Origin of the sequence: Paenibacillus kyungheensis, assembly GCF_028606985.1 — a bacterium.
Classification (GTDB): domain Bacteria; phylum Bacillota; class Bacilli; order Paenibacillales; family Paenibacillaceae; genus Saccharibacillus; species Saccharibacillus kyungheensis.
Genome location: NZ_CP117416.1, coordinates 4,426,188 through 4,443,409, shown reverse-complemented (window position 1 = coordinate 4,443,409; position 17,222 = coordinate 4,426,188). Strand labels below are relative to the sequence as shown.

The 17,222-nt window shown below is 41.1% G+C and carries 15 protein-coding genes and 1 other annotated feature; all 15 genes read left to right on the top strand.

Annotation, left to right across the window (positions count from 1 at the left end; translation table 11 throughout):
• Positions 1–350 precede the first annotated feature (350 nt).
• Positions 351–995, top strand: coding sequence for a serine O-acetyltransferase (cysE, locus tag PQ456_RS19335; RefSeq protein ID WP_273613672.1), 645 nt, complete (start codon positions 351–353; stop codon positions 993–995).
• Positions 996–1,056: 61 nt separating this feature from the next.
• Positions 1,057–2,454 (top strand): cysteine--tRNA ligase, encoded by a 1,398-nt coding sequence (gene cysS, locus PQ456_RS19330; protein ID WP_273613671.1) that lies wholly within the window; start codon positions 1,057–1,059, stop codon positions 2,452–2,454.
• The gene (locus PQ456_RS19325) at positions 2,451–2,903 is read left to right on the top strand and encodes a Mini-ribonuclease 3 (protein ID WP_273613670.1); all 453 of its coding nucleotides are present in this window, start codon (positions 2,451–2,453) and stop codon (positions 2,901–2,903) included. Before cysS ends, PQ456_RS19325 begins: the two co-directional genes overlap by 4 nt.
• Positions 2,904–2,935: 32 nt before the next feature.
• On the top strand, positions 2,936–3,688 hold the full coding sequence (gene rlmB, locus PQ456_RS19320; protein ID WP_273613669.1) for a 23S rRNA (guanosine(2251)-2'-O)-methyltransferase RlmB: 753 nt from the start codon (positions 2,936–2,938) through the stop codon (positions 3,686–3,688).
• Between the two features lie 5 nt (positions 3,689–3,693).
• Complete coding sequence (locus tag PQ456_RS19315) at positions 3,694–4,218, top strand: NYN domain-containing protein (RefSeq protein WP_273613668.1); 525 nt, start codon at positions 3,694–3,696, stop codon at positions 4,216–4,218.
• Positions 4,219–4,403: 185 nt separating this feature from the next.
• The gene (gene sigH / locus PQ456_RS19310; RefSeq protein ID WP_069328338.1) at positions 4,404–5,048 is read left to right on the top strand and encodes an RNA polymerase sporulation sigma factor SigH; all 645 of its coding nucleotides are present in this window, start codon (positions 4,404–4,406) and stop codon (positions 5,046–5,048) included.
• A 320-nt stretch (positions 5,049–5,368) separates the two neighbouring features.
• On the top strand, positions 5,369–5,560 hold the full coding sequence (secE, locus tag PQ456_RS19305) for a preprotein translocase subunit SecE (RefSeq protein WP_069328339.1): 192 nt from the start codon (positions 5,369–5,371) through the stop codon (positions 5,558–5,560).
• 22 nt (positions 5,561–5,582) lie between these two features.
• On the top strand, positions 5,583–6,116 hold the full coding sequence (gene nusG / locus PQ456_RS19300; protein WP_204827258.1) for a transcription termination/antitermination protein NusG: 534 nt from the start codon (positions 5,583–5,585) through the stop codon (positions 6,114–6,116).
• Positions 6,117–6,288: 172 nt separating this feature from the next.
• Positions 6,289–6,714 carry a 50S ribosomal protein L11 gene (gene rplK, locus PQ456_RS19295; RefSeq protein WP_069328341.1) on the top strand — a complete coding sequence of 142 codons (426 nt, stop codon included), beginning with the start codon at positions 6,289–6,291 and terminating at the stop codon, positions 6,712–6,714.
• A 97-nt stretch (positions 6,715–6,811) separates the two neighbouring features.
• Positions 6,812–7,504: a 50S ribosomal protein L1 gene (rplA, locus tag PQ456_RS19290; protein WP_273613667.1), complete on the top strand. Its 693-nt coding sequence runs from the start codon at positions 6,812–6,814 to the stop codon at positions 7,502–7,504.
• Between the two features lie 76 nt (positions 7,505–7,580).
• Positions 7,581–7,745: a sequence feature (ribosomal protein L10 leader region), on the top strand.
• A 72-nt stretch (positions 7,746–7,817) separates the two neighbouring features.
• A complete protein-coding gene (gene rplJ / locus PQ456_RS19285; protein WP_273613666.1) occupies positions 7,818–8,321 on the top strand; it encodes a 50S ribosomal protein L10 in 504 nt (167 codons plus the stop codon).
• A gap of 102 nt (positions 8,322–8,423) precedes the next feature.
• A complete protein-coding gene (gene rplL / locus PQ456_RS19280) occupies positions 8,424–8,789 on the top strand; it encodes a 50S ribosomal protein L7/L12 (RefSeq protein ID WP_273613665.1) in 366 nt (121 codons plus the stop codon).
• A gap of 87 nt (positions 8,790–8,876) precedes the next feature.
• Positions 8,877–9,473: a class I SAM-dependent methyltransferase gene (locus tag PQ456_RS19275; RefSeq protein ID WP_273613664.1), complete on the top strand. Its 597-nt coding sequence runs from the start codon at positions 8,877–8,879 to the stop codon at positions 9,471–9,473.
• 368 nt (positions 9,474–9,841) lie between these two features.
• On the top strand, positions 9,842–13,390 hold the full coding sequence (rpoB, locus tag PQ456_RS19270; protein WP_204827263.1) for a DNA-directed RNA polymerase subunit beta: 3,549 nt from the start codon (positions 9,842–9,844) through the stop codon (positions 13,388–13,390).
• A gap of 156 nt (positions 13,391–13,546) precedes the next feature.
• Positions 13,547–17,161 (top strand): DNA-directed RNA polymerase subunit beta', encoded by a 3,615-nt coding sequence (gene rpoC / locus PQ456_RS19265; RefSeq protein ID WP_204827264.1) that lies wholly within the window; start codon positions 13,547–13,549, stop codon positions 17,159–17,161.
• Positions 17,162–17,222: the final 61 nt, after the last annotated feature.

Sequence of the window (17,222 nt, the reverse complement as noted above, 5' to 3'; positions counted from 1 at the left end):
AAATCCCAGAGACGATGATCGGGTTAGATAATACTATTATCTAATGTTGGCTGGAAATCATCTATTTACAAACATTTGAATATGCACCTGTGAGCTGTATATTTGAACCATATTTGCCATCTTTTATCCGTATTGATGAAAAGATAGCAAACGATGAAGTAAAGTATACCGGTCGTTCCTCGTTAAGGAACATGATAAGTAGAGTTCGTCTGTATATGTATTCGTCTTTTTACAAAAGCGGATAAAAGACAAGCTCAAGCAGAGTGGAACCGCGTCAATTCACGCCTCTGCAGCCTCTAAGGGGCTGTGGGGGCGTTTTTTAATGAAGCGCAAGTTAAAGGGGAAACGTAATGCTGAAAAATATGCGATCTGATATACAAGCTGTTTTTGACAATGATCCAGCAGCACGTAGCTGGTTTGAAGTGATTTTTACGTATTCCGGATTACACGCGATTTGGTGGCATCGGATAGCTCATGCTTTTTATCGTCGAGGTTGGTTTACAGTCGCACGTACACTGTCACAATGTAGTCGCTTTATGACAGGGATTGAGATTCATCCAGGTGCTACGATTGGAGAAAGATTATTTATTGATCATGGTATGGGTGTAGTCATAGGGGAAACGTGTGAGATCGGTAATGATGTATTGATCTATCAAGGAGTCACATTAGGTGGAACAGGGAAAGAAAAAGGCAAACGTCATCCTACGATTGGCAACAATGTGGTTATAGGATCAGGTGCTAAGATTCTGGGTTCTTTTAAAGTAGGCGATCAAAGTAATATCGGTTCTAATTCGGTCGTTCTTCGTGAAGTTCCTCCAGACAGCACTGTGGTAGGGATTCCGGGCAAAATCGTTCGTCAAAATGGCAAACCTGCTGATCGTTTAAGACATCAAATGCCAGATCCTATTACAAGTAAACTCAATGAATTACAATCCGAGATTGATCAATTACGCAAACAGTTAGCTACCTGTGAAGCAGAGATCAAAAAAGAATAATTTCTACTTCTGCAAAGAATTCGATAAGTACTAGAGCACCATATACGAAAGGGATGACAGTATGGCATTGCAAATATATAACACGATGAGCCGTATGAAAGAAGAGTTTGTTAGTATCACACCCGGAGAAATTAAAATGTATGTATGCGGACCTACCGTATATGACTATATCCATATTGGCAATGCAAGACCGATGATCTTTTTCGATGTTGTACGTAGCTATTTGGAAAATCAGCAGTACAAAGTGAATTATGTAGTTAACTTTACAGACGTAGATGATAAATTAATTCGCAAAGCAGAAGAGTTAAACACAACAGTAGCGGATGTAGCAGAACGTTTTATTGCTGCGTACTTTGAAGATTTAGAAGGATTAGGTATTCGTCATGCCACCATGCATCCTCGAGTAACTGAGAATATGGATATCATTTTAGAATTTATTCAAAGTCTTGTGGATAAAGATTATGCGTATGCCAAAGAAGGCGATGTTTATTTCCGTACTCGTAAATTTGCAGACTATGGTAAATTATCGCATCAGAAGCTAGATGAGTTACAATTCGGGATTCGAGTTGAAGTAGATAAACGCAAAGAAAATCCAGAAGATTTTGTATTATGGAAAGCTGCTAAGCCAGGTGAAGTATCCTGGGAAAGTCCATGGGGAGCAGGTAGACCGGGGTGGCATATCGAGTGCTCTGCAATGGCACGTCATTATTTGGGAGATACACTTGATATTCATGGTGGCGGACAAGACTTACAGTTCCCACATCACGAGTGCGAATGCGCTCAATCTGAAGCAGTTACAGGCAAGCCACTTTCAAATTACTGGATGCACAATGGATTTATTCGTATAGACGATGAGAAAATGTCCAAATCACTAGGTAACGGTATTTTGGTAAAAGATTTGCGTAAAGCACACAAGCCAGCAGCGATTCGTTACTTTATGTTATCTACGCATTACCGTAATCCATTGAACTACAATGCAGATACAATCCAACAAGCTGAAAACAGTGTAGATCGTATTGCGAATGCTGTAAATAATGTAAAACATCGCTTGTCTGCTTCGGATCAAGCTTCACCAGTAGAAGCAAGTCTAGCTAAGCGTTTGACAGAAATTCGTCAGTTATTCCATGAGAAAATGCAAGATGATTTCAACACACCGGATGCGATCACAGCTATTTTCGAATGGGTGAATGAAGCTAATCTACTGTTGCAAAAAGAAGTAGTTGCCAAAGCTTCGCTTGAAGCATTGCTAGAATTGTTTAATGAAATGAATGAAGTGCTACGTATTTTCTGGCAAGAAGAAGAATTGGTAGATGCTGATATTGATCAGTTAATTACAGAGCGTGTAGAAGCTCGTCAAAATAAAAATTGGGCACGTGCGGATGAGATTCGCGACTTATTATCTGCGCAAGGGATCATGTTGGAGGATACTCCACAAGGCATGAGATGGCGCCGCAAATGAGTGAAGAATCATTGAATCCAGCTCAATCCAAAAGTAATGAAGGTTGGTTTAGCTTCGATCCGTCGAAACCGATAGAACAGCTTCCACCGCTAGCTCTAGCGTATATGGGCGATGCTATTCACGAAGTAGCGATAAGACAATATCTGTTATCTGGCAAAAACTTACGTCCGCATCATTTACATCGCGCTTCAACAAGCTTTGTATCGGCGGGCGCGCAAGCCAAAATACTGGCACATCTAGAACCAACGTTAACTGAAACTGAAAGCAATGTCGTACGTCAGGGGCGAAATGCCAAATCAGGTACTATTCCTAAAAATGCCAGTGTGATTGATTATCGGTATGCGACAGCATGGGAGTGTCTTTTGGGTTATCTATATTATAAAGGTGAACATGCACGTATGGAGCAATTGATCACTGAAGGAATCCGTCATCTGGAAAAACAGTCCTGATACGGATGTATACAACATTAGGAGGAAACAGTATGGAAGAAGAGTATATTGCCGGTAAGCATTCAGTAACAGAAGCTTTACGTGCCGGACGAAGTATTAATAAAATTTGGATTGCAGAAGGATCGCAAAAAAATCTAACACAACCTATCCTAACTGAAGCTAAGAAAAAAGGAATCGTTGTACAGTTAGTAGATAAGCGCAAATTAGATACACTTGTACCTGATGTACAACATCAAGGCGTAATTGCTCAAGCAGCTCCTTATGAATATGCAGAAGTAGAAGATCTTCTTCAAGCAGCCAAAGAAAAAAATGAAGCGCCATTTTTGATTTTGCTAGATGAAATTGAAGATCCTCATAATCTAGGTTCTATTCTCCGTACGGCAGATTGTACAGGTGTACATGGAGTGATTGTGCCTAAGCGTCGCTCTGCTTCTATTACAGCTACAGTATCCAAAACATCAGCCGGTGCAGTAGAGTACGTGCCTGTAGCACGAGTTACTAATTTGGGGCAAACGATCGATCGTTTGAAAGAACAAGGTGTATGGGTAGTAGGAACAGATGTTGATACAGAGAGTAGCCTATATGATACCGATGTATTTACAGGACCTGTTGCTGTGGTGATTGGTAACGAAGGCAAAGGGATGGGCAGATTAATTCGTGAGAAGTGCGATGTATTAATCAAGCTACCGATGCAAGGGCAAATCAATTCACTGAATGCTTCTGTAGCAGCAGGCGTAGTAATGTATGAAGTGTTGCGTCGCAGACAATCTTTAGGTCAAGGTTAAATGCGATGACCGATTTACGGGATGTGCTTCTAGTAGATGGCTACAACATGATCGGAGCTTGGCCTGAACTGGCTCAGCTTTCCGAAATCGGTTTGGAGGAAGCTCGCGATCATTTATTAAAACGATTAGCTAATTACCAAGCTTTTTCAGATCGACGAGTGATTGCTGTATTTGATGCGTACCGGGTGATTGGTCTTGGCAAGTCATTTAATCAAGGTAAAGTAGAAGTGTATTTTACCAAAGAAAAAGAAACAGCCGATGAAGCAATAGAACGGTTTGTGCGTGAGCTTGGACGTAAACGCAGACAAATTTATGTAGCAACTAGCGATATGACTGAACAGCACGTTATTTTTGGACAAGGTGCACTAAGGGTGTCGGCAAGAGAACTGTTGATAGAAGTTCAACTGAGCGAACGAGAAGTAGAACAGAAAATTACAGATCATAAGCAAACTGGAGCCCGCAATACATTAGATGGTAAATTAAACTCGAAACAACGTGATCTGTTTGAAAAGTGGCGCAGAGGAGAGTAAGTTGTCAGTCAAATGACAGCTTACTTACGAACCTGCGTTCTATTTATTGCTAAATAGCGATGAATATGCGCAAATAAGCGGTAAATACGACATAAGTTGTTGACGATGTGAGGTTACATAATATATACTTGGGCTATATTTCATAGGGTAACGGAGACCTTGCGTTGCAACCGGAGGGATTGTTTGTGAGTGTCGACCTCAAAGATATGATGGTGTCACCGTACGATTACCAAAGTGATGAAGATCTTGTAGAAGCCGTCCGGCAAGGCGATTCTCAGGCACTAGAGTACTTGATTACCAAGTACAAAAATTTTGTGCGTGCGAAAGCCCGATCTTACTTTTTGATTGGTGCAGATCGTGAGGATATTGTGCAAGAAGGTATGATTGGCCTGTACAAGTCGATTCGTGACTTTAAAGGTGATAAACTTTCTTCGTTCAAAGCCTTTGCTGAATTATGCATTACTCGTCAGATTATTACAGCTATTAAGACGGCAACACGGCAAAAGCATATTCCGCTCAATTCGTATGTGTCACTAGACAAACCAATCTATGATGAAGATTCTGATCGTACCCTGCTTGATGTCATTTGCGGTTCTCAGGTATCTGATCCCGAAGAGCTAGTCATTAACAAGGAAGAGTTCGTAGGATTGGAAGATAAGATGTCTGAGATTTTGAGCGATTTAGAACGAAAAGTTCTAATGCTCTATCTGGATGGTCGTTCGTATCAGGAAATTGCTGTTGATCTTTGTCGTCATGTCAAGTCTATTGATAATGCACTACAACGTGTCAAACGTAAACTGGAACGCTATCTCGAAGTACGTGATAATTGAATCCGGAAGCAATCAAGTAAAGACTCTTACTCTGGAGTCTTTTTTATTTTCCAAATGATGTATTGAAATAGTAACCCTATGAATGGAAAATATTTGTTGGTCGTTGTGCTTTATTCGTTGACAGGGTTGGAGCGCTATGATAAAGTGTTTTAGGTAGGCCTAATTTCGCCTGCTCTTAAATGTGTCAATCTTTGTTATATTGCAAAATTAATGCATTTAAAGCAAGTGTAACCACCCTGACCGCATGGGATGCGGAATGCACTAGTTCCAGAACTTGTGATTCTCATCATGTAACCAGATAGTCTTTTGGAGGTGTAGTCGTGGCACGAAGCTTCAAGTCTGTGTTTTCCTTTTTCTCCGAAAGCTGGGCTGAACTTAAAAAGGTTCGCTGGCCTAATCGTAAAGAGCTGACTAACTATACTCTTATCGTTATTGGTACGATTTTGTTTGTCGCCATTTATTTTTGGGTTCTAGACATCGGCATTTCCGCTGTGATCGAAGCGATAATTTAAGAAGGGTTCCAGGTGGCTTGATATGGAAAAAAGATGGTACGTCGTTCATACCTATTCAGGGTATGAGAACAAAGTCAAAGCCAATTTAGAAAAACGCGTTGAGTCTATGGGCATGGAAGACAAAATTTTCCGCGTTCTTGTTCCTATGGAAGAAGAAGTGGTAAACAAAGACGGTAAGAAAAAAACCGTTATGCGTAAAGTTTACCCCGGTTATGTTCTTGTCGAAATGGTTCAAACTGACGATTCTTGGTATGTTGTGCGTAATACTCCTGGTGTAACTGGCTTTGTCGGTTCAACAGGTGCTGGCTCTAAGCCAACTGCATTATTACCAGAAGAAGTAGAACAAATTCTCAAACACATGGGTATGGATGAGCCGAAGGAAACTATTGAATTCGACGTTAAAGAATCTGTACGCATTAAAGTTGGACCGTTTGCGAACTTTGTTGGCTCCGTGGAAGAAATTTTGGTTGAAAAGAGCAAGCTGAGAGTACATGTTAACATGTTCGGACGGGAAACCCCGCTTGAGCTAGATTATACTCAAGTGGAAAAGATATAGTAGGTTTCTAGGATGACACGGGGAATCGTTGATGATCTTATCACAATGGCTCCTGATCAGTGCTTCCAGTTTTACCGTAATTATATGAGGATTACGATTTTCATATAATGCGGCGTTTTGCGTGGGAGGGCAGCAATGTCCGTCTACCACTATTCGCAAGGAGGTGTTTTACATGGCTAAAAAGGTAATCAAAATGGTGAAACTGCAAATTCCAGCGGGTAAAGCGAATCCGGCTCCTCCAGTAGGTCCGGCATTGGGTCAAGCAGGTGTCAACATCATGGCATTCTGTAAAGAATTCAACGCTCGTACAGCTGATCAAGCAGGTTTGATCATTCCGGTTGAAATCACAGTGTTTGAAGATCGTTCTTTCACTTTCATCACTAAAACTCCACCGGCTGCAGTTCTTTTAAAAGTTGCTGCTAAGATCGAAAAAGGATCTGGCGAACCTAACAAGAAAAAAGTTGCAGTTGTTAAACGTTCCGCAGTTCGTGAAATTGCAGAACAAAAAATGCCTGACTTGAATGCAGCGTCCGTAGAAGCGGCGATGTTGATGGTTGAAGGTACAGCACGTAGCATGGGTATCACGATCGAAGACTAATTCACTCTTGTAGTGAATAGTCTCAGTACTGAGTTCGTTTATGAACCCAGTAGTTGTGGGAGGAATATCCGCTAATACCACAAAGGAGGAATATAAAATGGCTAAACACGGTAAAAAATATTTAGAAGCTGTTAAGCTTATTGATAGCGAAGCAACTTACGAGCCTTCAGAAGCTGTTGAACTAGTGAAAAAGGCATCTACTGCAAAATTCGACGAAACTGTTGAAGCAGCAGTACGTTTGGGCGTAGACCCACGTAAACAAGACCAAGCTGTTCGTGGTGTAGTTGTATTGCCACACGGTACTGGTAAAACTCAACGTGTCTTGGTATTCGCTAAAGGAGAAAAAGCAAAAGAAGCAGAAGCTGCTGGAGCTGATTTCGTAGGCGATCAAGATATGATTAACAAAATCCAACAAGGATGGTTCGAATTTGATGTCTGCGTAGCTACGCCTGACATGATGAGCGAAGTTGGTAAATTGGGTCGTTTGCTTGGTGGTAAAGGTCTTATGCCTAACCCTAAAGCCGGCACAGTAACATTCGACGTTACCAAAGCTGTTCAAGAAATCAAAGCTGGTAAAATCGAATACCGTCTAGACAAAGCAGGACAAATTCACGCTCCTATCGGTAAAGTATCTTTCAGTTCTGAGCAATTGAACGATAACCTTTCTGCACTTGTTGAAGCTCTTAACCGTGCTAAACCTGCTGCTGCAAAAGGTGTTTACCTTAAAAACATTGCGATTTCTTCGACAATGGGACCAAGCGCACGCATCAACGCTTCTACTTACAGATAATTAGTTGTTGACAATAGTCAATATACTTGATATTATGTAAAAGTTGTGAAAATGCTTGAACTTTGTACTTGCATTTACATTTGAATATGTTTAACCGTAGACAGTAGGTGCTGTAATAGGCTTAATTTCCTACCGAGGTGTTATGATAGAATACCGGATACTTGGGAGCGCAGATTAGTCTGCGTCTCGGTTCCGCTCAATCAAGCCTTCGTCATTCTGCGGGGGCTTTTTTTAATGTCCGTGTAGGAAAGTCTTTTCTTCTGACTTCTACGGAAACAGAGAAAAGCTAGAATACGATCAGGAGGTGTCCAATTTGGCAAACGCAAAAGTAATCCAAGCAAAACAAGAAGCGGTAGAAGTTGTAGCAAGTAAATTGCGCGAAAGCACAACTACAGTTGTAGCTGACTATCGTGGTCTAAACGTAGCTCAAGTTACAGAATTACGTAAGCAATTACGTGAAGCTGGAGTTGAATTCCAAGTATTGAAAAATACATTGGTTCGTCGTGCTACTGAATCTGCTGATCTTGCTGGTTTGAATGAAATTCTTACCGGTCCTACTGCTATTGCTTTCAGTAAAGATGATGCAATTGCTCCAGCTAAAATTTTGAATGACTTCGCTAAGAAAAACGATGCTCTTCAATTAAAAGGTGGAGTGGTTGAAGGACGTATTGTTGGAGCTGAAGAAATCAAAGCGTTGGCAGAATTGCCATCACGCGAAGGTTTGTTGTCTATGCTTCTCAGCGTGCTTCAAGCACCAATGCGCGGTTTTGCACTGGCTGTCAAAGCTGTTGCAGAAAAAGAAGAGCAAAGCGCGTAAGCTTTTTGCTCAACCGTTACATTTGTTTAACAGATATAACGATGGCTGTGTGATCAGCTAAAATTGATTTAAAAATAAAACCATTATATGGAGGGTTTACAAATGAGTAACGAACAAATCCTTGAAGCCATCAAAGGCATGACAGTTCTTGAATTAAACGATCTTGTAAAAGCAATTGAAGAAGAATTCGGCGTAACTGCTGCTGCTCCTGTAGCTGCTGCTGGTGGCGCTGGTGGCGGAGAAGCTGCTGCTGAGCAAACAGAATTCGAAGTTATCTTGACTTCTGCTGGCGGATCTAAAATCAACGTAATCAAAGCAGTACGCGAAATCACTGGTCTTGGCTTGAAAGAAGCTAAAGAAGTAGTAGATAACGCTCCTAAAGCAATCAAAGAAAACGTTGCTAAAGAAGAAGCTGATTCTATCAAAGAAAAATTAGAAGCAGCTGGCGCATCTGTAGAAGTAAAATAAGAGTTTTTCTCTTATTTTCGGCAAACCCCTTGAATTCGTTCAAGGGGTTTGTTTTGTAGATCAGCTTGAAAAGAGGGAGCGGAGAATATGGGAGACCATTATTATTCCAATCAGCCAGGAGCGGCACACGATCGGCGAGTCCTGGAAGCAACCTTGCGAGGTAAAGTATTTCGTTTTACAAGCGATGCTGGTGTTTTTTCCAAAACAGGTATTGATTATGGAAGTCGTGTGTTGATTGAGGCGATGGATATTCATGAAGATGCTCAAGTATTAGATGTAGGTTGCGGGTATGGACCTATGGGGTTATCAGCTGCTTATCTTGCTGCTAAAGGTCATGTGACAATGATTGATGTAAACGAAAGAGCTGTTCAATTAGCAAAAGAAAATGCAAAATTGAATGGGATCACAAACGTAACTATTTTGGAAAGTGATTTGTTTAGTTCAGTCAAAGGGAAGATGTTTGATGTGATTTTAACCAATCCACCTATTCGTGCAGGTAAATCAACAGTTCATACTATTTTTGAAGAGGCTTTTGAACATTTGAATACAAATGGCACATTGTGGATTGTGATTCAGAAGAAGCAAGGTGCACCTTCAGCCAAAGCTAAATTAGAAGAGTTGTTTGAAACGGTAGAGGAAGTAACAAAGGATAAAGGCTATCGGATTTTTAAAGCGACAAAATAAAAGTTGCTTTAGGATCATTGACTCGAAGTTCTGAACGTGGTATGATTACAAAATGTCAGTATTAAGATGCCCTTCTTGGCTTTAGTTTTCTGAAATAATCATGAAAATTATTCATCCACGAAGGTGTTTAGTATTGTCTATAATCGTATATTAAGGGGTATTTCGGTCAATTTCAACCGTTATACAGCATTCAAATGTGTAATCACATGCGTTGATAGCTGATGCTGCTCTTTTTTCGAAAGCATTCGATAAGGGCTTTTCTCTATTTAATGGATGTGAACTTCTATGTATGCACCTATTATACGTGATCCAAACAGTAGTTCGCAATGAAATTTTTAAGCGAGTAGACATTAAGGGGTGAGTTTAAGTTGGCAGGACATCTTGTTCAATATGGTCGACGCACTCGGCGAAGTTATGCACGAATTAACGAAGTTCTTGAAGTACCTAACCTGATCGAAATCCAACAAAAATCATATCAGTGGTTTTTGGAAGAAGGTTTGCGCGAAATGTTTCACGATATCTCGCCAATCCAAGATTTTACAGGCAATTTGGTTCTTGAGTTCATCGATTACAGCCTTGGTGAGCCGAAATATACAGTAGACGACGCAAAAGAGCGTGACGTTACTTATTCTGCTCCACTTCGGGTAAAAGTCCGTCTCATCAACAAAGAAACGGGTGAAGTCAAAGAGCAGGAAGTATTTATGGGTGATTTCCCGTTGATGACGGAAACCGGTACCTTTGTTATTAATGGTGCAGAACGGGTTATTGTCAGCCAGTTGGTTCGCTCTCCCAGCGTCTATTTCAGCACTAAAGTCGATAAGAATGGTAAAACATCATATACTGCTACAGTTATTCCTAACCGTGGCGCATGGCTTGAACTTGAAATGGATGCTAAGGATATCATTTATGTTCGTATTGACCGTACTCGTAAGATTCCAGTTACAGTACTACTACGGGCACTTGGATTCGGTACAGATGCTGAAATCTTAGACCTACTTGGTAATGATGAATATATCCGCAATACTTTAGATAAAGATAACACGGATTCCACTGACAAAGCGCTGATTGAAATTTATGAGCGTTTGCGTCCAGGTGAACCACCAACTCTCGACAATGCGAAAAGCTTGTTAGTAGCACGTTTCTTTGATCCAAAACGCTATGACCTTGCTAACGTAGGTCGTTACAAAATCAACAAAAAACTCCACATCAAAAACCGTCTATTCAACCAACGTTTGGCTGAGACGCTTATTGATACGGATACAGGCGAAATTATTGCTGAAGCTGGACAAATGGTAGACCGTCGTCTTTTAGACGAAATTATGCCGTATTTGGAAGGCGATTTGAATCATAAAACATATCATGTAGCTGGCGGCGTATTGGATGATAACGATATCCCAATGCAAAGCATCAATGTATTCTCTCCAATCGAAGATGGTAAAGTCGTTACTTTGATTGCGAACGGAATTATTGATAAAACAGTTAAAAATATTACTCCAGCTGATATTATCGCTTCAATAAGTTATTTCTTGAACTTGTTGAACGGTATTGGCGATACAGATGATATCGATCACTTGGGTAACCGTCGTTTGCGTTCTGTAGGTGAGCTTTTACAAAACCAATTCCGTATCGGTTTGTCCCGTATGGAACGTGTGGTTCGTGAAAGAATGTCTATTCAAGATGCTAACGTCATTACACCACAAGCTTTGATCAATATACGTCCTGTTATTGCATCGATCAAAGAGTTCTTCGGTAGCTCCCAGCTTTCACAGTTTATGGACCAAACGAACCCATTAGGTGAATTGACGCACAAACGTCGTTTATCTGCTTTGGGACCCGGCGGTTTGACTCGTGAACGCGCAGGCTTTGAAGTTCGTGACGTCCATCACAGTCACTATGGCCGTATGTGTCCGATCGAGACTCCAGAGGGACCGAATATCGGTTTGATTAACTCCTTGTCTACATTTGCACGTATTAATGAGTATGGCTTTATTGAAGCTCCATACCGTCGTGTAGATCCGAAGACAAACCGTGTTACAGATCAAATTGATTATTTGACTGCTGATGAAGAAGATAACTATGTTGTCGCTCAGGCGAATGCAGCATTGAATGAAGATGGATCTTTCGCTGAAGAAATGGTTATCGTTCGTTATAACAAACAAGCGGATAACATTTTGCCAATGCCAAATGAACGTGTTGATTATATGGACGTATCTCCTAAACAGGTTGTGTCTGTAGCAACAGCATTGATTCCTTTCTTGGAAAATGATGACTCCAACCGTGCATTGATGGGTTCTAACATGCAGCGTCAGGCTGTTCCTTTGCTTATTCCTAAAGCGCCACTAGTTGGTACAGGTATGGAGCACAAAGCAGCTAAAGATTCAGGCGTTTGTATCGTAAGTAAACATGATGGAATCGTTGAACGCTCTACTGCTAACGAGATTACAGTACGTCGTATTGAAGTCGTAGATGGCAAAGAAGTAAAAGGCGATCTTATTAAACATAAATTACACAAATTTATGAGATCGAATCAGGGAACTTGTATTAATCAACGTCCAATCGTTAAAACAGGCGATTACATCAAAAAAGGAGATATCCTTGCTGATGGTCCTTCGACTGAGATGGGCGAGATTGCATTAGGACGTAACGTAGTCGTTGCCTTCATGACTTGGGAAGGTTACAACTATGAAGATGCGATCCTATTGAGTGAAAAACTTGTTAAAGAAGATGTATACACTTCGATTCATATCGAGGAATACGAATCTGAAGCTCGTGACACTAAACTTGGACCTGAAGAAATCACACGTGATATTCCTAACGTTGGTGAAGAAGCACTTAAAAACCTTGACGAACGCGGAATTATTCGTATCGGTGCTGAAATTGCTGCTGGTGATATTCTTGTTGGTAAAGTAACTCCTAAAGGTGTAACTGAACTAACTGCTGAAGAACGCCTTCTGCATGCTATCTTTGGTGAAAAAGCTCGTGAAGTTCGCGACACTAGTCTTCGTGTACCGCATGGTACAGATGGTATTGTTGTAGACGTTAAAGTGTTCACTAGAGAAAATGGCGATGAGTTGCCACCGGGTGTTAATCACTTGGTACGTGCGTACATTGCTCAAAAACGTAAAATCTCTGAAGGCGATAAAATGGCGGGACGACATGGTAACAAAGGTGTTGTAGCACGTATTTTGCCAGAAGAAGATATGCCGTTTATGCCTGATGGTACTCCAGTACAAGTTGTATTGAATCCACTAGGTGTACCTTCCCGTATGAACATCGGTCAGATTCTTGAAGTCCATTTAGGTATGGCTTCGATGAAACTGGGTATTCATGTTGCTACACCAGTATTTGATGGAGCAAAAGAGTACGATGTATTTGATACGATGGAAGAAGCAGGTATGCAACGTAATGGTAAAACTATCCTTTACGATGGTAGAACCGGTGAAGAATTTGAACGTGAAGTAACTGTTGGTGTCATGCACATGATCAAGCTGGCACACATGGTTGATGATAAAATCCATGCTCGTTCTACAGGTCCTTACTCTTTGGTTACGCAACAGCCGCTGGGTGGTAAAGCTCAGTTTGGTGGACAGCGTTTCGGGGAGATGGAAGTATGGGCACTTGAAGCTTATGGTGCTGCATATACCCTACAAGAAATCCTTACAGTCAAATCCGATGATGTCGTTGGTCGTGTGAAAACATACGAATCCATCGTTAAAGGCGAGAATGTTCCTGAACCAGGCGTTCCTGAGTCATTCAAAGTTCTAATCAAAGAATTGCAAAGTTTGGGTATGGATGTCAAAATTCTCAACGAAAATGAGAATGAGATTGAAATGCGAGAATTGGATGATGAAGAAGAGACTAGCACGAACGATAAGCTAAGTCTTAATCTAGAAGGTTCTGAAGTCGGAGCCGAGTAACTATTGCCACTACACATTCCCTATGTGATCTAACAATGAAGGTAGACCGGAGATTTATCCCGGTCTATCCCTTATTGGTGAGATCATGTTTTGGGATTTATACAGCTTTTGATAAGAATGACAATAAACAGGATTTGGCCTTAGGAGGGGTGTCTTTTGATAGACGTTAACAATTTCGAATTTATGAAAATTGGGCTAGCTTCCCCAGACAAAATTCGTTCTTGGTCCCGCGGAGAAGTTAAAAAACCGGAGACAATCAACTATCGTACGCTTAAACCAGAGAAAGACGGGTTGTTCTGTGAACGTATTTTTGGACCAACCAAAGACTGGGAATGCCACTGCGGTAAATACAAACGTGTACGTTACAAAGGCGTAGTCTGCGATCGTTGCGGCGTTGAAGTAACACGCGCTAAAGTACGTCGCGAACGTATGGGACACATTGAGCTTGCTGCTCCTGTATCTCACATTTGGTATTTCAAAGGTATTCCAAGCCGTATGGGTCTAGCACTTGATATGTCTCCACGTTCTTTGGAAGAAGTAATTTACTTCGCATCTTATGTTGTTACTGATCCAGGTGAGACTCCACTGGAGAAAAAACAACTTTTATCTGAAAAAGAATACCGTAGCTACCGTGAAAAATACGGTCATGGTTTCCATGCAGGTATGGGTGCAGAAGCGATTAAAAGATTGCTTCAAGACCTTGATATCGATAAAGAATTAGAATTTTTACGTGAAGAGCTACGTACCGCTCAAGGTCAACGTCGTAATCGTGCGATCAAACGCCTTGAAGTTATCGAAGCATTCCGTAACTCTGGTAACTTCCCTGATTGGATGATCATGGATGTATTGCCAGTTATCCCTCCAGAACTTCGTCCGATGGTACAGTTGGATGGTGGACGTTTTGCGACGTCTGACTTGAATGATTTGTATCGTCGTGTAATTAACCGTAATAACCGTCTTAAACGTTTATTGGATCTAGGCGCGCCTGACATTATCGTACAAAATGAGAAACGTATGCTTCAAGAAGCTGTCGATGCTCTTATTGATAATGGTCGTCGTGGTCGTCCAGTAACAGGACCAGGTAACCGTCCATTGAAATCTCTTAGCCATATGCTAAAAGGTAAACAAGGACGTTTCCGTCAGAACTTACTAGGTAAACGTGTCGATTATTCTGGTCGTTCGGTTATCGTTGTAGGTCCTTACCTGAAAATGTACCAATGTGGTCTTCCAAAAGAGATGGCACTAGAGTTATTCAAACCTTTCGTTATGAAAGAATTGGTTAACAAAGGTCTTGCTCATAATATCAAGAGCGCAAAACGCAAAGTAGAACGTGTAAGTCCAGAAGTATGGGATGTACTAGAAGAAGTAATCAAAGAACATCCAGTTCTTCTAAACCGCGCACCTACGCTGCATAGACTTGGTATTCAAGCATTTGAACCTATTTTGGTTGAAGGACGCGCTATTCGTCTTCATCCACTGGTATGTACAGCATATAATGCTGACTTTGATGGTGACCAAATGGCGGTTCACGTACCATTGTCTGCTGAAGCGCAAGCCGAAGCACGCATCTTGATGCTTGCATCTGGTAACATTTTGAACCCTAAAGATGGTAAACCAGTTGTTACTCCTTCACAGGATATGGTCTTGGGCTCATTCTATCTAACAATGGATAACGATGAAGCTAAAGGTTCTGGTATGATCCTGCGTACAGTAAACGAAGCAGTATCTGGTTATCAACGTGGTGTAGCTTCATTGCATGCTCGTGTAGCAATCCCTGTTAAAGCGTTGAACAAAACAAGCTTTACAGAGAAGCAACAAACAGGAATGATGGTAACAACTATCGGACGAATTATCTTTAACGAGATTTTCCCTGAATCATTCCCGTACATCAATGAGCCAACACGTCGTAACTTGTTCCAAGGTACACCGGATCATTACTTTATCTATGATAAAGGCGTAAATATCCGTGAATTTATCAGTAGTGTTCCTCAAACAGGCGCTATCGGTAAAGAGTATTTGGGTTCAATTATCGCTCGTTGTTTTGAAATTTACCATACAACATTAACATCTATGATTTTGGATAAAATCAAGCAACTTGGATTCACTTATTCTACGCGTGCAGGTATTACTGTTGGTGTATCTGACGTTATTGTTCCTGTTGAAAAACAAGGAATTTTGGATGAGTCTGATAAAAAAGTTGCTGTTATTACGAATCAATACCGTCGTGGTTTGATTACGAATGAAGAGCGTTATGATCGTGTTATTGAGATCTGGTCTCGTACGAAGGACGATATTACAGAAGTTCTTATGAAATCAATGGATCGCTATAACTCTATTATGCTTATGGTTGACTCCAAAGCTCGTGGTAACAAATCGCAGATCACTCAGCTTGGTGGTATGCGCGGTCTGATGGCGAATCCATCCGGTCGTATTATCGAACTTCCTATCAAATCGAACTTCCGTGAAGGTCTGACAGTACTAGAGTACTTCCTTTCTACTCACGGAGCGCGTAAAGGTTTGGCGGATACAGCACTTCGTACCGCTGACTCAGGTTACCTAACTCGTCGTCTAGTTGACGTAGCACAAGATGTAATCGTACGTGAAGAAGATTGCGGAACCGATAAAGGTTTCACTGTAAGCCGTATTCAAGATGGTAAAGAAGTTATTGAAGATCTATACGATCGTTTAGAAGGTCGCTATTGCTTCGAAACTGTTCGCCATCCACAAACAGGTGAGATTCTTGCTCGTCGTAACGAATTACTTGATTCGGATAAAGCTGAAGCAATCGTTGAAGCTGGAGTTGAAAAACTTCAAATCCGTTCAGTGCTTAGTTGTCGTGCAAAACACGGAGTATGTAAAACATGTTACGGTCGTAACCTTGCTACTGGTAAACACGTTGAGATTGGTGAAGCAGTTGGTATTATTGCAGCACAATCTATCGGGGAACCAGGAACACAGCTTACAATGCGTACGTTCCATACCGGTGGTGTTGCAGGAGACGATATTACTCAAGGTTTGCCGCGTATTCAAGAGCTTTTCGAAGCGCGTAATCCTAAAGGTCAAGCAATCATCAGTGAAATTGATGGTATTGTTAAAGAAATTCGTGAAGCTAAAGACCGTCGCGAAATCGAGGTTGAAGGTGAAGCGGAAACTAAAGTTTACCCTGTTACTTACGGTTCCCGCCTAAGAGTTAAAGAAGGTATGGAAATCGAAGCTGGGGATGAACTAACAGATGGTTCGATTGACCCTAAAGAAATGCTACGTATCAAAGGTATCCGTGGCGTACAAAACTATATCCTGCAAGAAGTACAACGTGTATATCGTAACCAGGGTGTAGAAATCAATGATAAGCACGTTGAAGTTATGATCAGACAGATGTTACGTAAAATCCGTATCATCGATGCTGGTGAAACTACATTGTTGCCAGGTTCATTTGTTGATATGTACGAATACGAGAATGCAAACAGAGTAGCAATCATGGCTGACAAAGAGCCAGCAGTTGCTAAACCAGTATTGCTTGGTATTACCAAAGCATCTCTGGAAACTGATTCCTTCTTGTCTGCGGCATCCTTCCAGGAGACAACTCGTGTCCTTACTGATGCAGCAATCAAAGGTAAAGTCGATAAATTACTTGGACTTAAAGAGAATGTTATTATCGGTAAGTTAATTCCAGCTGGTACAGGAATGAATCGTTACCGTAGCGTTCAATTTGAGGATGCAGACAAACTTGAACCAAAGCAAGAAGGTCTGGAAACAGTAACTGTTGATTAATTAAAGAAGTAACTATAAAGTTGTATTGCTCATCCATACGTGGCTAAGCTGAATAATGATT